Origin of the sequence: Pseudomonas sp. B14(2022) (assembly GCF_012030485.1) — a bacterium.
Classification (GTDB): domain Bacteria; phylum Pseudomonadota; class Gammaproteobacteria; order Pseudomonadales; family Pseudomonadaceae; genus Aquipseudomonas.
Genome location: NZ_JAAUVM010000028.1, coordinates 1 through 15,476, shown reverse-complemented (window position 1 = coordinate 15,476; position 15,476 = coordinate 1). Strand labels below are relative to the sequence as shown.

Genomic DNA, 15,476 nt, shown 5'->3' with positions numbered 1-15,476 from the left:
CTCGGGTTTATTGACCCGGAATGTCCTTGCGCAGTTTCACAGGATCCTGCTGTTTCTTCTTTTTCGCGATCGCGGTACGCATCTTGATATTGACCGCTTCCACCGCCAGCGAGAACGCCATGGCGAAGTAGACGTAGCCTTTTGGCACGTGCACGTCGAAGGATTCGGCGATCAGCACGGTACCCACCACCAGCAGGAATGACAGCGCCAGCATCTTCAGCGACGGGTGCTTGTCGATGAAGTCGCTGATGGTGCCGGCAGCCAGCATCATCACCAATACCGCAACGATGATCGCGGCAACCATGACGGGTACATGGGAGACCATGCCCACGGCGGTGATCACCGAGTCCAGGGAGAACACGATGTCGATGATCGCGATCTGGATGATGGTGTAGATGAACTTGCCACCGGCGCCCTTGGGCTCGTCGTGGGTTTCGTCTTCACCTTCCAGGGCGTGGTACATCTCCTGGGAGCTTTTCCACAGCAGGAACAGGCCACCGAAGAACAGGATCAGGTCGCGACCCGAAATACCCTCGCCGAAGACCACGAACAGGTCGTCGGTCAAGCGCATGACCCAGGTGATCGACAACAGCAGCAGAATACGCGTGACCATGGCCAGGGCCAGGCCGAAGATCCGGGTGCGTGCCTGCATATGCTTGGGCATGCGGCTGACCAGGATCGAAATCATGATGATGTTATCGATGCCCAGGACGATCTCGAGGGCCGTCAGGGTGAAGAAGGCAATCCAGATTTCCGGATTGGTCAGCCATTCCATGTGTATTCCTTTGAGCAAGTGTTAAACCGCGCCAGCAGTGGGGCCGGCGCAGTGGGTTGTACGATTATAGAGTGCTGAACAGCGGAAAAATCCCCATCAGCAATGCGGCGAACATTATGCACAGGCATACCAGTACTGCCCACTTCAGGGTGAAGCGCTGGTGATCGCCAAATTCGATACCGGCCAAGGCCACCAGCAGGTAGGTCGACGGTACCAGGGGGCTGAGCAAGTGCACGGGCTGGCCAACGATGGAAGCGCGGGCCATTTCCACGGCGGTGATGCCGTAGTGGCTGGCGGCTTCAGCCAGTACCGGCAGTACGCCGTAGTAGAACGCATCGTTGGACATGAAGAAAGTGAACGGCATGCTCACCAGCGCGGTGATCACCGCCAGGTAAGGGCCCATGGCTTCCGGAATCACGGCCAGCAGGCTCTTGGACATGGCATCGACCATGCCGGTGCCCGACAGGATGCCGGTGAAGATCCCAGCGGCGAAGATCAGTCCCACCACGGCCAATACGCTGCCGGCGTGGGCGGCGACGCGGTCTTTCTGCTGTTGCAGGCACGGGTAGTTGACGATCATCGCGATACTGAACGCCACCATGAACAGCACCGGCAGCGGCAACAGGCCGGCGATCAGGGTGCACATCAGAGCCAGGGTCAGGGCGCCGTTGAACCAGATCAGCTTCGGACGGCGGGCATCCGGGTATTGCGACACGCTGATCTCGCTGTGGTCGATCTCGTCGACTTGCAGGTGCAGTTCACCCAGGCGCGCACGTTCGCGCTTGCCGTACATGTAGGCAATCACCAGGATCGCGACTACACCGGCGGCCATTGCCGGGATCATCGGTACGAAAATATCCGAGGGGTCCACGTGCAGCGCACTGGCGGCGCGGGCGGTCGGGCCACCCCAAGGCGTCATGTTCATCACGCCACCGGCGAGGATGATCAGGCCGGCCATGATCCGCGGGCTCATGCCGATGCGCTGGTACAGCGGCAGCATGGCGGCCACGCAGATCATGTAAGTGGTGGCGCCATCACCGTCGAGGGACACCACCAGGGCCAGCACGGCGGTGCCGACCGATACCTTCAGCGGGTCGCCCTTGACCATCTTGAGGATCTTGCGCACGGCCGGGTCGAACAGGCCGGAGTCGATCATCAGGGCAAAGTAGAGGATGGCGAACATCAGCATCACGCCGGTCGGCGCGAGCTTGGTGATGCCTTCGAGCATCATCGGGCCGATCTTCGGTGCGAAACCGCCGAACAGCGCGAACAGGATAGGCACGATGATCAGTGCGATCAGCGCGGACAGGCGCTTGGTCATGATCAGGAACATGAACGTGATGACCATGGCAAAGCCAAGGAAAGTCAGCATAGGAATACTCCAGGCGTAGCGCGGCTAGGGAATGGCGAACCGGGGTGGGGTCAGCGCAGAACGAAGGGCACGAGGCTTACGGGTGGAGTTGGGGCGAACAGGCGGGTACGGGCGGACATCGGGGATCACCATTGTTGTTGTGTACAGCCGGTCTGTTGCCGGCAGTTGGGGGCGATCCTAGACGCGTAAGCTTTCAGCCAGCTTTCGTTGGCAAAACAGTTGGTGGTGGGAAGATGCACGGTCTTCAGACGTACACATTTCAAATGTGGGGGGGGCTTGCTCCCGATAGCGGCGTGTCAGTCAGCTTATTTGCTGCGGAGACACCGTAATCGGGGCAAGCCCCCTCCCACATTGGAATGTGTTTATCTCAGGTACTTCAGGGCAGCTCGAGGCCGCCCGCTGCTTTGTGCAGTTTGCGCAGGTGTTCACCCACCTGCTTGAGGTTGGCTTCACACGCGGCAATCTCGGCGGCGCGGGACGGGTCCAGCAGCGCCCTCACCTCTTTATCCAGCTCACCGGTGAGTGATTGCAACTGCTTCTGGCGCTCGGCGCTTTCCGACTCCAGGCGCTTTGCTTCCGACGGTTGCGGCAGGCCATAGCCACCGCTGCCGAGCAGTTCCGCCGGGCGGCTGAGGAAGCCACTGTTGGCGAGGATCTGCTGCAGTGTGGCGTTGGCTTTCTCCATGCCGCCGTTCTTCAGTTCACGGGCGCCGAGGTAGCGTTGCTTGACTTCGTCCTGGGCCAGCATGAGCTGTTTGCGAAAGCTCGCCTGTTCCAGCAGCAGCAGTGCGGCGCTGGTGCGCAGGTCAGCCTGGTCGAACCACTGGCGCCGCTCTTCGGCGCTGAGGGACAGCCAGTCTTCAACCTGGGTCTGCTTGATCGGCAGGTGTTTGCGCAGAACGTCGAACATGGCCTGGTAGCGTTCGCGGAAGGAGTCGAAGTGATACCCCAGACGCATGGCCTCGCGTTTGTCGTTGAGTACGCTGGTATCCGCCAGGCCACGGGCTTGCAGCACTTCCAGCAGGCCATTAGGCGTGATGTTGTCCAGGCCGGTCAGCTGCGGGTTGGCGCTGCCGCTGCGCAGAAGCTTCAGGCTTTCGACCGCGCAGTTGTTGGAAAGGAAGTAATAGTTGCCGTCATAGCTCCAGTGCATTTCAGCAGCGTGCTCGACGGTGTCGTTGATCTCTTGGCGTGACAGTTTCAGGGGCACGGACGCCAGGCCGCGCAGTTCGGTCTTGGTGTATTCGTCGATCACCTGAGCCAATGGCAACACGAACAGCCGTGACGGGTACTTGCCCACCAGGCCATCCCAGCTGGACAACTGCACGTCACCGACGAACGCCCGATAGGACAGCACCAGGTGCTGGTCCAAATCGAGCCGGCAGTCCGGCCCACGGGGGCGGCCCGGCGCGCAGATCACCAGGCGCAACATGCTGTGGCCCCAGCGGCTGACCAGGTTCTGGTTGGCTTCGGCCAGCAGGTAGTCGATTTCGTAGACCCGCTCCGGGTCGACGTGGCCCAACGGTGTCTTGGCGAAATCATTGCCGGCGTTGAGGAACGCGTAGGTCTTGGCGCAGGTGTCTTGTTCCGGTGGGGCCCAGCCGAAGTGTTCCTTGTAATAGCGGAACAGCGCGGGGCGTCGGCAGGCATAGCTTGGGTCGAGGAGGAAGTACTCCATATTGACCGCTACGAACTCCAGCGGGCTGGTGGTTTCGTAGATGTCCGGGCTGCGCGCGACCTGACGGTTATGTTGTTCGCGTTCACCGCGACGGCCGACATATTGCGGCCAGCCCGCCAGGTCCAGCAGGCGCGGGTCATCGCTGAGGGTGAAGCGCCGGTCATTCTGGCCACGGCATTGATCGGGCAGGCCGATCAGGCCGGTGATGTTGTTCTGGCGGCTGCAACGCTGTATCAGCGCGCGTTCGTCTTTGGACCACAGGCGTGCGCGGTCATAGATGTGGGTCAATTCATGCAGCACAGTGGCGAGCATTTCCCGGCGCACGGTGCCGTGGGGACGATTGGTTTTCTGGGTGGCGGCGCTGCCGTCGGTCAGGCTGGCCAGGAGGTTGCGGTTGAGGTCCAGTTCGGACACCAGGGAGGCCTGGCCGTAAGCGTTTTGGGGCATCTTGTCGGTCCAGCCGACATCGATGCGCCGGTCCAACTGCTCGATAAAGCGTGGCGGCAATGCGCGCATCGCCTCATCAAGCAATGCCTGGCTGGCCTGCTGTTCGGCCGGGCTCAAGCCTTCTGGCTTGAGCCGCAGTTGCAGGCTGGCCTGGGCTGCGCTGGCACACAGCAGCACAGTCCCGGCCAGGAGCCAGGCGACAAGGCGCCTCACAGAGCGAGAATAGCTTCGGCGAGGGTCTGGTCACTGGCGTCGCGCGCTTCCGGCAGGCGGGTGCGCAGGGTGTCGAAGGCCGCTTCCAACTGTGCGCCACGAATCTCGCCGTTGGTGGCGACGAAACTGGCCGCGTCATCGTGGGCTTCGCGCACGACTTTGGAGTCGCGGATGGAGGTGGTGGTGTCCGAGGTGAAATCAATGGTGCGGCCAGAGGCGCGAACAATGATGTTACTGGTGGCCACCAGGGTTTGTGCCTGGGCAACGTCGGCCAACAACAGCAGGCCAAGGGTGGCGGCGATCAGCGGGCTACGCATGGAATGACTCCGAAATACAAAGATGATTATTGGACGAGAATTGCTTGCGCCAGTTCAAGGTCGCTGGCGTTAAGTTTTGGTTGGGTGCGGCGCAGATAATCCAGCGCGGACTCCAGCCGTGCGCCCCGCCATTGGCCGTCAGTGGCGATAAATGCAGCGGCATCATCCTGGGCAGCCACGACCACTTTCCGGTCGAAAGGCGCGGAAGTCACCTTGCTGGTGGCATACGCACTCGCGACGGTACCTTGGATGGTCAGGTCAAAGGCCGAAGCCAATGGCGACCAACTGGCACACAACAACACAGGGACTATTAGCAGACGGTATGAAAAAGCCATGGGACTCGACAACTGAAAGCGAGCGCCAAGGCTAGCGTAATGCCCGGGAGAGAGCCAGTGCGGCGGCATCAGGGAGCGACGGGCGCTCCCTTTGTCAGCTCCCTCAAATAGCCAGGATGGCTTGGGCCAGTTGGGCGTCAGTCGCGGTGTTCAGTTGCGGTGCTTGTTGGCGGATCTGGGCCAAGGCGCTTTCCAGCTTCACACCACGAATGGCACCTTCGCTGGCGACGAAGCTGGCTGCGTCGTCACGGGCGGCGCGCACGACTTTGTTATCCCGCAGGGACGAAGTGGCATCGGAGGTGGCGTCGGAAGTAGCCTTCAATGCGCCGACGATGGAGTCGGTGGTCACGATGAAGCTGGTCGCGCTGGCGTTGGTGGCCAGGGCCAACAGGGCTGCAGCACTCAGCAGGCGAATAAGGGACATGGGGTGACTCCTGTAGGTGAACGAATAAGGTGGCGCAGGGCAGCCATTGGGGATCAGACGCCTGTTCTAACGGTTCGCCACGTTGTGGCTGGATATTAAGCCGCTGTTTATCCGTTCGGAAAGCTTATTGACTGCCTAGTCTCGCCAGAACGGCTTTGGCAGCTCGGCCATTCGGTCTCCCGGGCTGATGCCGACATCGGAGAGTTCTCGCAGATCAAGCTGCGCCAGTTGGCGTCGTTCGTAGGCGTGGCGTACCCATTTGGCCAGCGTGGAAAAGGTCCGGCGTAACAGCCGTTTAGAGAGAGAGGGCTGGGTGTCCATGGTGAGCGCCTTTCATGAGGTCCTGGAACACCATGGTGGGCGAGTTGCTTTGACCGTTACAGATACACCAATGCTTAATTGTACTGCTTAACTGTTATATTTTTTAAACTGTACCTGTCCGGACTAACGGCTTCTGTTTGGCCTGGAAAAAGGCAGGTTCGGAAACAACAAAGCCCGCCTCCGGTTTCCCGGGGCGGGCTTTGTTTTGACAAATCAGTGCTGGCAGTGGACCCGGTGGGTCAGGGCCAGCGGGCGCCAATTAGCGCCAGAACGGCTTGCTCAGCTCTTCGTAGCGTTGAGCTTCGCTGATACCGGCGTCAGCCAGCAGACGCGAATCCAGACGAGCCAGTTGATGGCGGCTGGAGATGCGGCGCTGCCACAGCATCAGGTTGGCGAGAACGCGCAAAGGCAGGGAAGCCTGGGTGTTTACAGCTTTTTCTTCGAAGAACAGTTCGGAACTGAGTGTACGTTCCATGATGACATCCTTCCGCTTGTGGCGGGATTAGGTAGTGGTTTAACTGATGCCAATGATCCTCTTCCGGCGCAAGACTCTCTAGATACAGTTCACCTGTATTGTGAGGGGCCAGTTAACTGTTTAAAGGTGCTGTACTGTACGGAAATGGGGCAACTGTACCTGTCCGCACTTAAATGGTGCGAAATGGGCATTTTACAACGCTGGTGTGGGAATTTTCGGTAGGAAATGACCGGTACAGCAGTACAGTTTTTTCAAGAAGCGAGGGTTATGCAATCGAGCTGACGAAACTGTGTTTGCATCAGCTCGAATCTGTACCAATCAAGCCTTGAGCATATGCCCGGTTTCTTCCAGGTTAATGTGCCAACTCAGTGCTTCGCGCAGGATGTGTGGGGTGTGTCCGCCGATGGCGCAGGCAGCAGTGAAATAATTGTTCAGCGCATCGCGGTACGCCGGGTGCACACAGTTGTCGATGATCACCCGGGCTCGCTCCCGCGGCGCCAGGCCACGCAAGTCGGCGAGGCCTACTTCGGTGACCAGGATGTCGACGTCATGCTCAGTGTGGTCCACATGGCTGACCATCGGCACCACGCTGGAAATCGCGCCGCCCTTGGCAATCGACTTGGTGACGAAGATCGCCAGGTGCGCGTTGCGCGCGAAGTCGCCGGAACCGCCAATACCGTTCATCATCCGCGTGCCGCAGATGTGGGTGGAGTTGACGTTGCCGTAGATGTCGAATTCCAGCGCGGTGTTGATGCCGATAATGCCCAGGCGACGCACCACTTCAGGGTGATTGGAGATTTCCTGCGGGCGCAGCACCAGCTTGTCTTTGTAGTGCTCCAGGTTGCCGAACACGTCGGCATTGCGCCGCTCCGACAAGGTGATCGAGCTGCCCGAGGCGAAGCTCAGCTTGCCGGCGTCGATCAGGTCGAACGTCGAGTCCTGCAACACTTCCGAATACATGGTCAGGTCTTCGAACGGCGAATCGATCAGGCCGCACATCACTGCGTTGGCAATGTTGCCGATCCCGGCCTGCAGCGGGCCGAGCTTGTTGGTCATGCGCCCGGCGTCCACTTCCTGCTTGAGGAAGTTGATCAGGTGGTTGGCGATGCCCTGGGTGTCGATGTCGGGTGGTGTCACGGTGGAGGCTGAGTCGGCCTGATTGGTGATCACGATGGCGACGATCTTCTCCGGCGGGATCGGGATCGCAGTGCTGCCGATACGGTCGTCGACCTTTACCAGCGGGATCGGCGTCCGGGTTGGCCGGTACGTCGGGATATAGATGTCGTGCAGCCCTTCCAGGTTCGGGTTGTGCGCCAGGTTGATCTCGACGATCACTTGCTTGGCGAAAATCGCGAAACTGGCCGAGTTGCCCACGGACGTGGTGGGCACGATGTGCCCTTGTTCAGTGATCGCGACCGCTTCAATCACCGCGATGTCTGGCAGCTTGAGCTGGTTGTTGCGCAGTTGCTCGACGGTTTCCGACAGGTGCTGATCGATAAACATCACTTCGCCGGCGTTGATTGCCTTGCGCAAGGTGCTATCGACCTGGAACGGCATGCGTCGGGACAGCACGCCGGCTTCGGTCAGTTGCTTGTCCAGGTCGTTACCCAGGCTGGCACCGGTCATCAGGGTGATTTTCAGCGGGGACGTCTTGGCGCGCTCGGCCAGGGCGTGGGGGACGGCCTTGGCTTCACCGGCTCGGGTGAAGCCGCTCATGCCGACGGTCATGCCGTCCTCGATCAGTGCGGCGGCGTCTGCCGCGCTCATGACCTTGTTCAACAACGAAGGCAAGCGGATACGATCACGGTACATGAATTGTTATCTCAGGCTACGGAAGCAAGGTGGGCAGTGTAGTGATTTCAAAAAATTTCGGCCCGCTACCATGGTCGAATGCGGGGCAGCGATTTAGAGCCTTTGGTCGGGTTTCATGGGGTAATAAAAAACCCCAGCCTACAGGAGGCCGGGGTTTGGAGTATTGCGCTGAAGCAGTGTTACTCGACGGCCTTGACCATGTCTTCAATGACCTTCTTCGCGTCACCAAAGACCATCATGGTCTTGTCCAGGTAGAACAGTTCGTTATCCAGCCCGGCATAACCACTGGCCATTGAGCGCTTGTTGACGATGATGGTCTTGGCCTTGAACGCTTCCAGGATCGGCATGCCGGCAATCGGCGAGTTGGGGTCGTTCTTCGCGGCCGGGTTGACCACGTCGTTCGCGCCCAGCACCAGTACCACGTCGGCCTGGCCGAATTCCGAGTTGATGTCCTCCATCTCGAATACCTGGTCGTAAGGCACTTCCGCCTCGGCGAGTAGGACGTTCATATGCCCAGGCATACGGCCGGCCACTGGGTGGATCGCGTATTTCACGGTCACGCCACGGTGGGTCAGCTTTTCGGTCAGTTCCTTCAGCGCATGCTGTGCCCGTGCCACTGCCAAGCCATAGCCTGGAACGATGATCACGGTGTCGGCGTTGGTCAGCAGGAAGGTGGCGTCGTCGGCCGAACCGGACTTCACTGGGCGTGCTTCTTTAGAACCCGCTGCAGCACCGGCATCCGGCGCATTGCCGAAACCGCCGAGCAGTACATTAAAGAAGGAACGGTTCATCGCCTTGCACATGATGTACGACAGGATCGCGCCGCTGGAGCCCACCAGGGAGCCGGCGATGATCAGCATCGAGTTGTTCAGCGAGAAGCCGATCCCTGCCGCTGCCCAGCCGGAGTAGCTGTTGAGCATCGAAACGACGACCGGCATATCGGCGCCGCCAATCGGGATGATGATCAGCACGCCCAGCACGAACGCCAGGGCCAGCATCAGCGCGAAGGCGCTGAGGTTGCCGGTGAACATGAAGGCCAGGCCCAGGCCCAGCGTCAGCAGGCCGAGCACCAGATTCAGCTTGTGCTGGCCGCCGAACTGTACCGGTGCGCCTTGGAACAGGCGGAACTTGTACTTGCCCGACAACTTGCCGAACGCGATCACCGAACCGGAGAAGGTAATCGCACCAATAGCCGCACCGAGGAACAGCTCCAGGCGGTTGCCCGCCGGGATCGCGTCGCCCAGGTGTTTGACGATGCCCAGGGACTGCGGCTCGACCACGGCGGCAATGGCGATAAACACCGCGGCCAGGCCGATCATGCTGTGCATGAATGCCACAAGCTCCGGCATCTTGGTCATTTCTACGCGCTTGGCCATGACCGAACCGGCGGTGCCGCCAACCAGCAGGCCAACGATCACATAGCCGATGCCGGCAGTGGCCAGTTCAGCGCCGAGCTTATAGATGAGGCCCACCGTAGTGAGTACCGCCAGCGCCATGCCGAGCATGCCGAACAGGTTGCCGCGCCGCGACGTGGTTGGGTGTGACAGGCCTTTAAGGGCCTGGATAAAGCAGATCGACGCGATCAGGTAGAGCGTCGTCACGAGATTCATGCTCATTACTTCGGCGCCTCTTCTTTTGCTTTCGGGGCTTTCTTCTTGAACATCTCAAGCATTCGGCGCGTTACCAGGAAGCCGCCGAACACGTTGACCGCCGCCAGGGCCACGGCCAGGGTACCCATGGTCTTACCCAGTGGAGTAACAGTCAGTGCTGCGGCGAGCATTGCGCCGACAATCACAATCGCCGAAATGGCGTTGGTCACTGCCATCAACGGTGTGTGCAGTGCGGGCGTGACGTTCCAGACCACGTGGTAACCGACATAAATCGCCAGCACAAAGATGATCAGGTTGTAGATACCGGGGGAGATAAGCTCTTCCATCGTCTGAATCCCTGCTTAGGCGTTTTTGCGGATGACTTGGCCGTCGCGGCACATGAGGCACGCGGCGACGATGTCGTCTTCGAGGTTGATTTCAAACTGCCCTTCCTTGTTGAAGACCAGCTTCAGGAAGTCCAGCAGGTTGCGCGCATACAAGGCCGAGGCATCGGCGGCGACTGCACCGGCAAGGTTGGTCGGGCCGCAGATGATCACGCCGTTCTCCACCACCACCTGGTCGGCGACGGTCAGCGGGCAGTTGCCACCCTGAGCGGCCGCGAGGTCGATGACCACCGAGCCGGGCTTCATCTGCGCGACGGTGTCGGCGCTGAGCAGCGTTGGCGCCTTGCGGCCGGGGATCAGGGCGGTAGTGATGACAATGTCGGCCTGCTTGGCGCGCTCATGCACGGCCAGGGCCTGGCGCTGCATCCAGCTGGTGGGCATCGGACGCGCGTAACCGCCGACGCCGACGGCGCATTCACGTTCTTCGTCGGTTTCGTAGGGCACGTCGACGAACTTGGCGCCAAGGGATTCAATTTGCTCTTTTACGGCTGGACGCACATCAGATGCTTCGATCACTGCACCCAAGCGTTTCGCCGTGGCGATTGCCTGCAAGCCCGCGACGCCGGCGCCGAGGATCAGCACACGTGCGGCCTTCACCGTGCCGGCGGCGGTCATCAGCATCGGCATGAAGCGCGGATAATGGTGGGCGGCGAGCAGCACGGCTTTATAGCCGGCAATGTTGGCCTGGGAAGACAGCACGTCGAGGCTCTGGGCCCGCGAGGTGCGTGGCGCAGCTTCCAGCGCAAAGGCGGTGATGCCCTGCTCGGCCAGCTTGGCAATGGTTTCATTGCTGAACGGATTGAGCATGCCCACCAACACGGTGCCGCTTTTGATCAGCGCCAGCTCGCTGTCGCTCGGGGCGACCACCTTGAGAATCAGCTCGGCGCCTAACGCATCGCCGGCGCTGCCAATGGTCGCGCCTGCCGCCTCATAGGCACTGTCGACGATGCTGGCATTGATGCCTGCGCCGCTTTGAACAGTGACCTTATGGCCCTGGCCGATCAGCTTCTTGATGGTTTCCGGGGTGGCAGCCACCCGCGTTTCACCGGTCTGGGTTTCGAGAGGAACACCAATGTGCACGTCAAATCTCCTGCATGATCTTTTTGCTTTTGATCTTTTTGTAAAAAGGCCAGTGCACCGTGAGTGGCGCAGCTGGGGCGGCCGATCAGCACGATCCCGCTGAAATGACAGCGGGGCGCGGCATTTTGCAGGCGAACTTTACGGCCTTCAAGGGATTATGACGGGTGACGAAAAATTAACTACAAGTCACCCTGTGACTGATTGTCGCAATAGTTTGAAATAACCTCTTTAAATACATGTGTTTAAAAGGCTACAGCTGATTCGTATGTGTTTTTCCATCGTTGGTGTGAATAGTCGGGAATTGACCGATAGGAGTCGCTACAAGCCATGAAAATCATGGCCTTAAGCCTTTTTTAAGATTGACAGGTACAGTCTGTTTAAATGCGACATATACGTACATCTGTAGGTTTTAAATTTAGCTGACTACAAAGTCAGTATGTGGGGTTTGTCCTTTAAATGCTGGGGCTGTAGCGCTGCGATTGGTCGATCAACCAGTCTCTGAACGCGTGCAGTGAGGCTGATTCGACTTTTCTGTCAGGAATCATCAGGTAATAAGCCTTTGAGCTGGGCAGCGCCTCTGGGCTTGCGATCACCAGTCGATGTTCGTCCAGTTCTCGCTGGATAAGGAACGGCGGGATCAGCGCAATACCCATGTCGTGCATGGCGGCTTGAGACAACATCGAGAATAGCTCGTAACGTGGGCCTGTCATGTCGCGGGGCACGTTCAGTTGTTGGGCGTTGAACCATTGGCGCCAGGCGTAAGGGCGGGTGGTCTGCTGCAGCAATGGCAGTTCTGCAATCTTCTGGGGGGTGAATCGCTCAAGTTCGCCCAATAGTCGCGGGCTGCACACGGGGACAGGATTTTCTCCCATAAGCCTGTGGGATTCGGTCCCGGACCAATCTGCGTCGCCGAAGTAAATTGCCGCGTCGAATTCCGTATCCGCAAACAGAAAAGGGCGCGTGCGGTTAGTCAGGTTTACCGTCACCTCCGGATGCTGTCGTTGAAAGTCCTTGAGGCGAGGGATCAACCATTGCGTACCAAAAGTGGGAACTACGGCCAGCTCAATGGTATTTGCGCCCTGCTGCCCCATGACGGACAGGGTGTCGCGCTCCACGGCGTCCAACTGGGTGGCGACGCGGCGGCTGTACGAAAGCCCCGCCTCCGTCAGCTTTACCCCGCGCCGTGAGCGCCGAAACAGCTCGACACTTAAAAATTCCTCCAGGCTGGCGATCTGTCGGCAAATGGCGCCTTGGGTGATGGAAAGCTCATGCGCCGCTTTGGTAAAGCTCTCGTGGCGGGCTGCCGCTTCAAAACTGACAAGAGCGGTGGTGCTGGGGATTTTTCTGCGCATGTACCTTGTCCTCACATAAAAAGTGCTGATGTGCCATTTTCTTGTGTTACGAAGTGAGAAATTAGCACAAGCCTATGCAAAAACCTCGTTTGCTCTCCCCGCCTGGCGGGCCTAGGCTCCATCCACGACTTCTGATTTTTCTTTGCGAGGACTTATTCATGGCTGGCAAGGCAAGCTTCAACTGGATCGATCCGCTGCTGCTGGATCAACAGCTCACCGAAGAGGAGCGCATGGTGCGCGACAGCGCCGAGCAATTCGCCCAGGACAAGCTGGCGCCGCGTGTGCTCGAAGCCTTTCGTCATGAAAAGACCGACCCGGCGATTTTTCGCGAAATGGGTGAGACCGGTTTGCTGGGGGCAATGATTCCTGAGCAGTACGGCGGCAGTGGTTTGAGCTACGTGAGCTACGGCTTGATTGCACGTGAGGTTGAGCGCGTTGACTCCGGTTATCGCTCGATGATGAGTGTGCAGTCGTCACTGGTGATGGTGCCTATCAATGAGTTCGGTACCGAAGCGCAAAAGCAGAAGTACTTGCCGAAATTGGCCTCGGGTGAATGGATTGGCTGTTTTGGTTTGACCGAGCCTGACCACGGTTCCGATCCCGGCGCGATGATCACTCGTGCACGCAAAGTGGATGGCGGCTACAGCCTGACGGGCGCAAAAATGTGGATAACCAATAGCCCGATTGCTGACGTGTTTGTGGTGTGGGCCAAGGACGACGCTGGCGATATTCGTGGGTTTGTCCTGGAGAAAGGCTGGAAAGGCCTGAGTGCGCCGGCGATTCACGGCAAGGTCGGCCTGCGCGCCTCCATCACCGGGGAGATCGTGATGGATAACGTGTTTGTGCCGGAAGAGAACATTTTCCCGGATGTGCGCGGCTTGAAGGGCCCTTTCACCTGCCTTAACTCGGCGCGCTATGGCATCTCCTGGGGGGCTTTGGGTGCTGCCGAGTTCTGTTGGCACACCGCACGCCAGTACACCCTGGATCGCCATCAGTTCGGCCGTCCATTGGCAGCAACTCAATTGATCCAGAAGAAGCTGGCCGATATGCAGACCGAGATCACGCTGGCGCTGCAGGGCTGCCTGCGTCTGGGGCGTATGAAAGACGAGGGAACGGCGGCGGTTGAGATCACATCGATCATGAAGCGCAACTCCTGCGGCAAGTCCTTGGACATTGCGCGTATGGCGCGGGACATGTTGGGTGGCAACGGTATCTCCGATGAGTTCGGGGTGGCACGTCATTTGGTGAACCTGGAGGTGGTTAACACTTATGAGGGTACTCATGACGTGCACGCCTTGATTCTGGGGCGCGCGCAAACCGGTCTTCAGGCGTTCTATTAATAGGGGAACGGCATGGGCGCGCTTTCGCATCTGCGGGTATTGGATTTATCGCGAGTGTTGGCAGGCCCCTGGTCCGGGCAGATCCTTGCGGACCTTGGGGCTGAGGTGATCAAGGTCGAGCGACCTGGTAGCGGTGACGACACACGCGCCTGGGGCCCCCCCTTCCTTAAGGACGCTGATGGCGAGAACACGAGTGAGGCGGCGTACTACTTGTCTGCTAATCGCAACAAAGAGTCGGTGACTATCGACTTTACGCGCCCGGAGGGACAGCAACTGGTGCGAGATCTGGCGGCCAAGTCCGACATCTTGATCGAGAACTTCAAGGTGGGCGGCCTGGCGGCGTATGGGTTGGACTACGAGTCGCTCAAGAAGGTGAATCCGGAGTTGATCTACTGCTCGATCACTGGCTTCGGTCAGACGGGCCCGTATGCCGCCCGCGCGGGGTATGACTTCATGATCCAGGGGTTGGGTGGGCTGATGAGTCTTACCGGCCGGCCGGAAGGTGATGAGGGGGCCGGGCCGGTGAAGGTGGGGGTGGCGTTGACTGACATTCTCACTGGGCTCTACTCGACGGTGGCGATCCTTGCTGCGCTGGCGCATCGGGATCATGACGGTGGTGGGCAGCATATCGATATGGCGTTGCTTGATGTGCAGGTGGCCTGCCTGGCGAACCAGGCGATGAACTACCTGACGACGGGGGTGGCGCCAAAGCGACTGGGTAATGCTCATCCGAATATCGTGCCTTATCAGGATTTCCCTACGGCCGATGGCGATTTCATCCTGACGGTGGGTAATGACGGGCAATTTCGTAAGTTCGCCGAAGTGGCTGGACAGCCGCAGTGGGCGGATGACCCGCGGTTCTCTACTAATAAGGTGCGGGTAGCCAACCGCGCTGAGCTGATTCCATTGATACGCCAGGCTACAGTCTTCAAGACAACGGCTGAGTGGGTGTCACAGCTGGGGCGGGTTGGTGTGCCTTGTGGGCCGATCAATGACGTGGCCCAGGTGTTTGCCGATCCTCAGGTGAAGGCGCGGGGGCTGGCGATACAGTTGCCGCATGCGTTGGCAGGAATGGTGCCGCTGGTGGCCAGTCCGATGCGGTTATCCAAGACGCCTGTGGAGTACCGTACTGCGCCTCCTTTGTTGGGGCAGCACACGGCTCAGGTGCTGCAGGATGTGTTGGGGTTGGGCTCGGCGAGTGTGAAGGCTTTAAAAGAAGCGGGAGTTATCTAGCGGTGCTCCTATATATAGAGGGCGTTTTTGGTGGTTTTTTAATCAATTTCGGTAAGTTGATAGGAAAACCAAATTAAGTGTTGACGGCAGATTCTGGAAGTCTATAATTCGCCCCACTTCCGGCGCAGTCGAAACGTAAAACTCCTTGGTAAACAAAGAGTTATGCAGGGTTAGACGGCGAATTGCTTCAGTTCATCGAAGCCCAGAAGGAGTTGATAGAGTCGTGTTGTTTGGCGCTATTAACGATTCGATCTTCTCGGTCGAAAGCGGAGAAAAAGAGGTGTTGACAGCAGCGTGTAACGCTGTAGA

At 59.1% G+C, this 15,476-nt stretch carries 15 protein-coding genes; 2 read left to right on the top strand and 13 right to left on the bottom strand.

Annotation, left to right across the window (positions count from 1 at the left end; all coding sequences use genetic code 11):
- Window positions 1-7: 7 nt before the first annotated feature.
- The 13 genes from HCF10_RS27720 to HCF10_RS27660 form a co-directional block, all read right to left on the bottom strand.
- The gene (locus tag HCF10_RS27720) at window positions 8-775 is read right to left on the bottom strand and encodes a TerC family protein (RefSeq protein ID WP_131699558.1); all 768 of its coding nucleotides are present in this window, start codon (window positions 773-775) and stop codon (window positions 8-10) included.
- 64 nt (window positions 776-839) lie between these two features.
- Window positions 840-2,147 carry a CitMHS family transporter gene (locus HCF10_RS27715; RefSeq protein ID WP_053127258.1) on the bottom strand — a complete coding sequence of 436 codons (1,308 nt, stop codon included), beginning with the start codon at window positions 2,145-2,147 and terminating at the stop codon, window positions 840-842.
- Between the two features lie 376 nt (window positions 2,148-2,523).
- On the bottom strand, window positions 2,524-4,485 hold the full coding sequence (locus tag HCF10_RS27710) for a DUF7844 domain-containing protein (RefSeq protein WP_131699556.1): 1,962 nt from the start codon (window positions 4,483-4,485) through the stop codon (window positions 2,524-2,526).
- Window positions 4,482-4,802: a DUF2388 domain-containing protein gene (locus tag HCF10_RS27705; protein WP_131699555.1), complete on the bottom strand. Its 321-nt coding sequence runs from the start codon at window positions 4,800-4,802 to the stop codon at window positions 4,482-4,484. Before HCF10_RS27705 ends, HCF10_RS27710 begins: the two co-directional genes overlap by 4 nt.
- 26 nt (window positions 4,803-4,828) lie before the next feature.
- Window positions 4,829-5,137 (bottom strand): DUF2388 domain-containing protein, encoded by a 309-nt coding sequence (locus tag HCF10_RS27700; RefSeq protein WP_131699554.1) that lies wholly within the window; start codon window positions 5,135-5,137, stop codon window positions 4,829-4,831.
- A 103-nt stretch (window positions 5,138-5,240) separates the two neighbouring features.
- A complete protein-coding gene (locus HCF10_RS27695; RefSeq protein WP_131699553.1) occupies window positions 5,241-5,561 on the bottom strand; it encodes a DUF2388 domain-containing protein in 321 nt (106 codons plus the stop codon).
- Between the two features lie 135 nt (window positions 5,562-5,696).
- Entirely contained in the window at window positions 5,697-5,882 is a 186-nt protein-coding gene (locus HCF10_RS27690) for a DUF1127 domain-containing protein (RefSeq protein ID WP_167656811.1), read from the bottom strand.
- Window positions 5,883-6,141: 259 nt separating this feature from the next.
- Window positions 6,142-6,357, bottom strand: coding sequence for a DUF1127 domain-containing protein (locus HCF10_RS27685; protein WP_003187413.1), 216 nt, complete (start codon window positions 6,355-6,357; stop codon window positions 6,142-6,144).
- A 318-nt stretch (window positions 6,358-6,675) separates the two neighbouring features.
- On the bottom strand, window positions 6,676-8,169 hold the full coding sequence (locus tag HCF10_RS27680) for an acetyl-CoA hydrolase/transferase family protein (protein WP_167656810.1): 1,494 nt from the start codon (window positions 8,167-8,169) through the stop codon (window positions 6,676-6,678).
- 179 nt (window positions 8,170-8,348) lie between these two features.
- Entirely contained in the window at window positions 8,349-9,785 is a 1,437-nt protein-coding gene (locus tag HCF10_RS27675; protein WP_145338332.1) for an NAD(P)(+) transhydrogenase (Re/Si-specific) subunit beta, read from the bottom strand.
- A complete protein-coding gene (locus tag HCF10_RS27670; RefSeq protein WP_003220416.1) occupies window positions 9,785-10,105 on the bottom strand; it encodes an NAD(P) transhydrogenase subunit alpha in 321 nt (106 codons plus the stop codon). The genes HCF10_RS27675 and HCF10_RS27670 overlap by 1 nt, the downstream gene beginning before the upstream one ends.
- A 15-nt stretch (window positions 10,106-10,120) precedes the next feature.
- The gene (locus HCF10_RS27665; RefSeq protein WP_131699549.1) at window positions 10,121-11,242 is read right to left on the bottom strand and encodes a Re/Si-specific NAD(P)(+) transhydrogenase subunit alpha; all 1,122 of its coding nucleotides are present in this window, start codon (window positions 11,240-11,242) and stop codon (window positions 10,121-10,123) included.
- Between the two features lie 452 nt (window positions 11,243-11,694).
- A complete protein-coding gene (locus tag HCF10_RS27660) occupies window positions 11,695-12,594 on the bottom strand; it encodes a LysR family transcriptional regulator (RefSeq protein WP_167656809.1) in 900 nt (299 codons plus the stop codon).
- Window positions 12,595-12,752: 158 nt separating this feature from the next.
- Here HCF10_RS27660 and HCF10_RS27655 point away from each other — a divergent pair, with 158 nt between their 5' ends.
- Together HCF10_RS27655 and HCF10_RS27650 are read left to right on the top strand one after the other, a co-directional pair.
- On the top strand, window positions 12,753-13,934 hold the full coding sequence (locus tag HCF10_RS27655; protein ID WP_131699547.1) for an acyl-CoA dehydrogenase: 1,182 nt from the start codon (window positions 12,753-12,755) through the stop codon (window positions 13,932-13,934).
- Window positions 13,935-13,946: 12 nt separating this feature from the next.
- Complete coding sequence (locus HCF10_RS27650; protein ID WP_131699546.1) at window positions 13,947-15,167, top strand: CaiB/BaiF CoA transferase family protein; 1,221 nt, start codon at window positions 13,947-13,949, stop codon at window positions 15,165-15,167.
- Window positions 15,168-15,476: the final 309 nt, after the last annotated feature.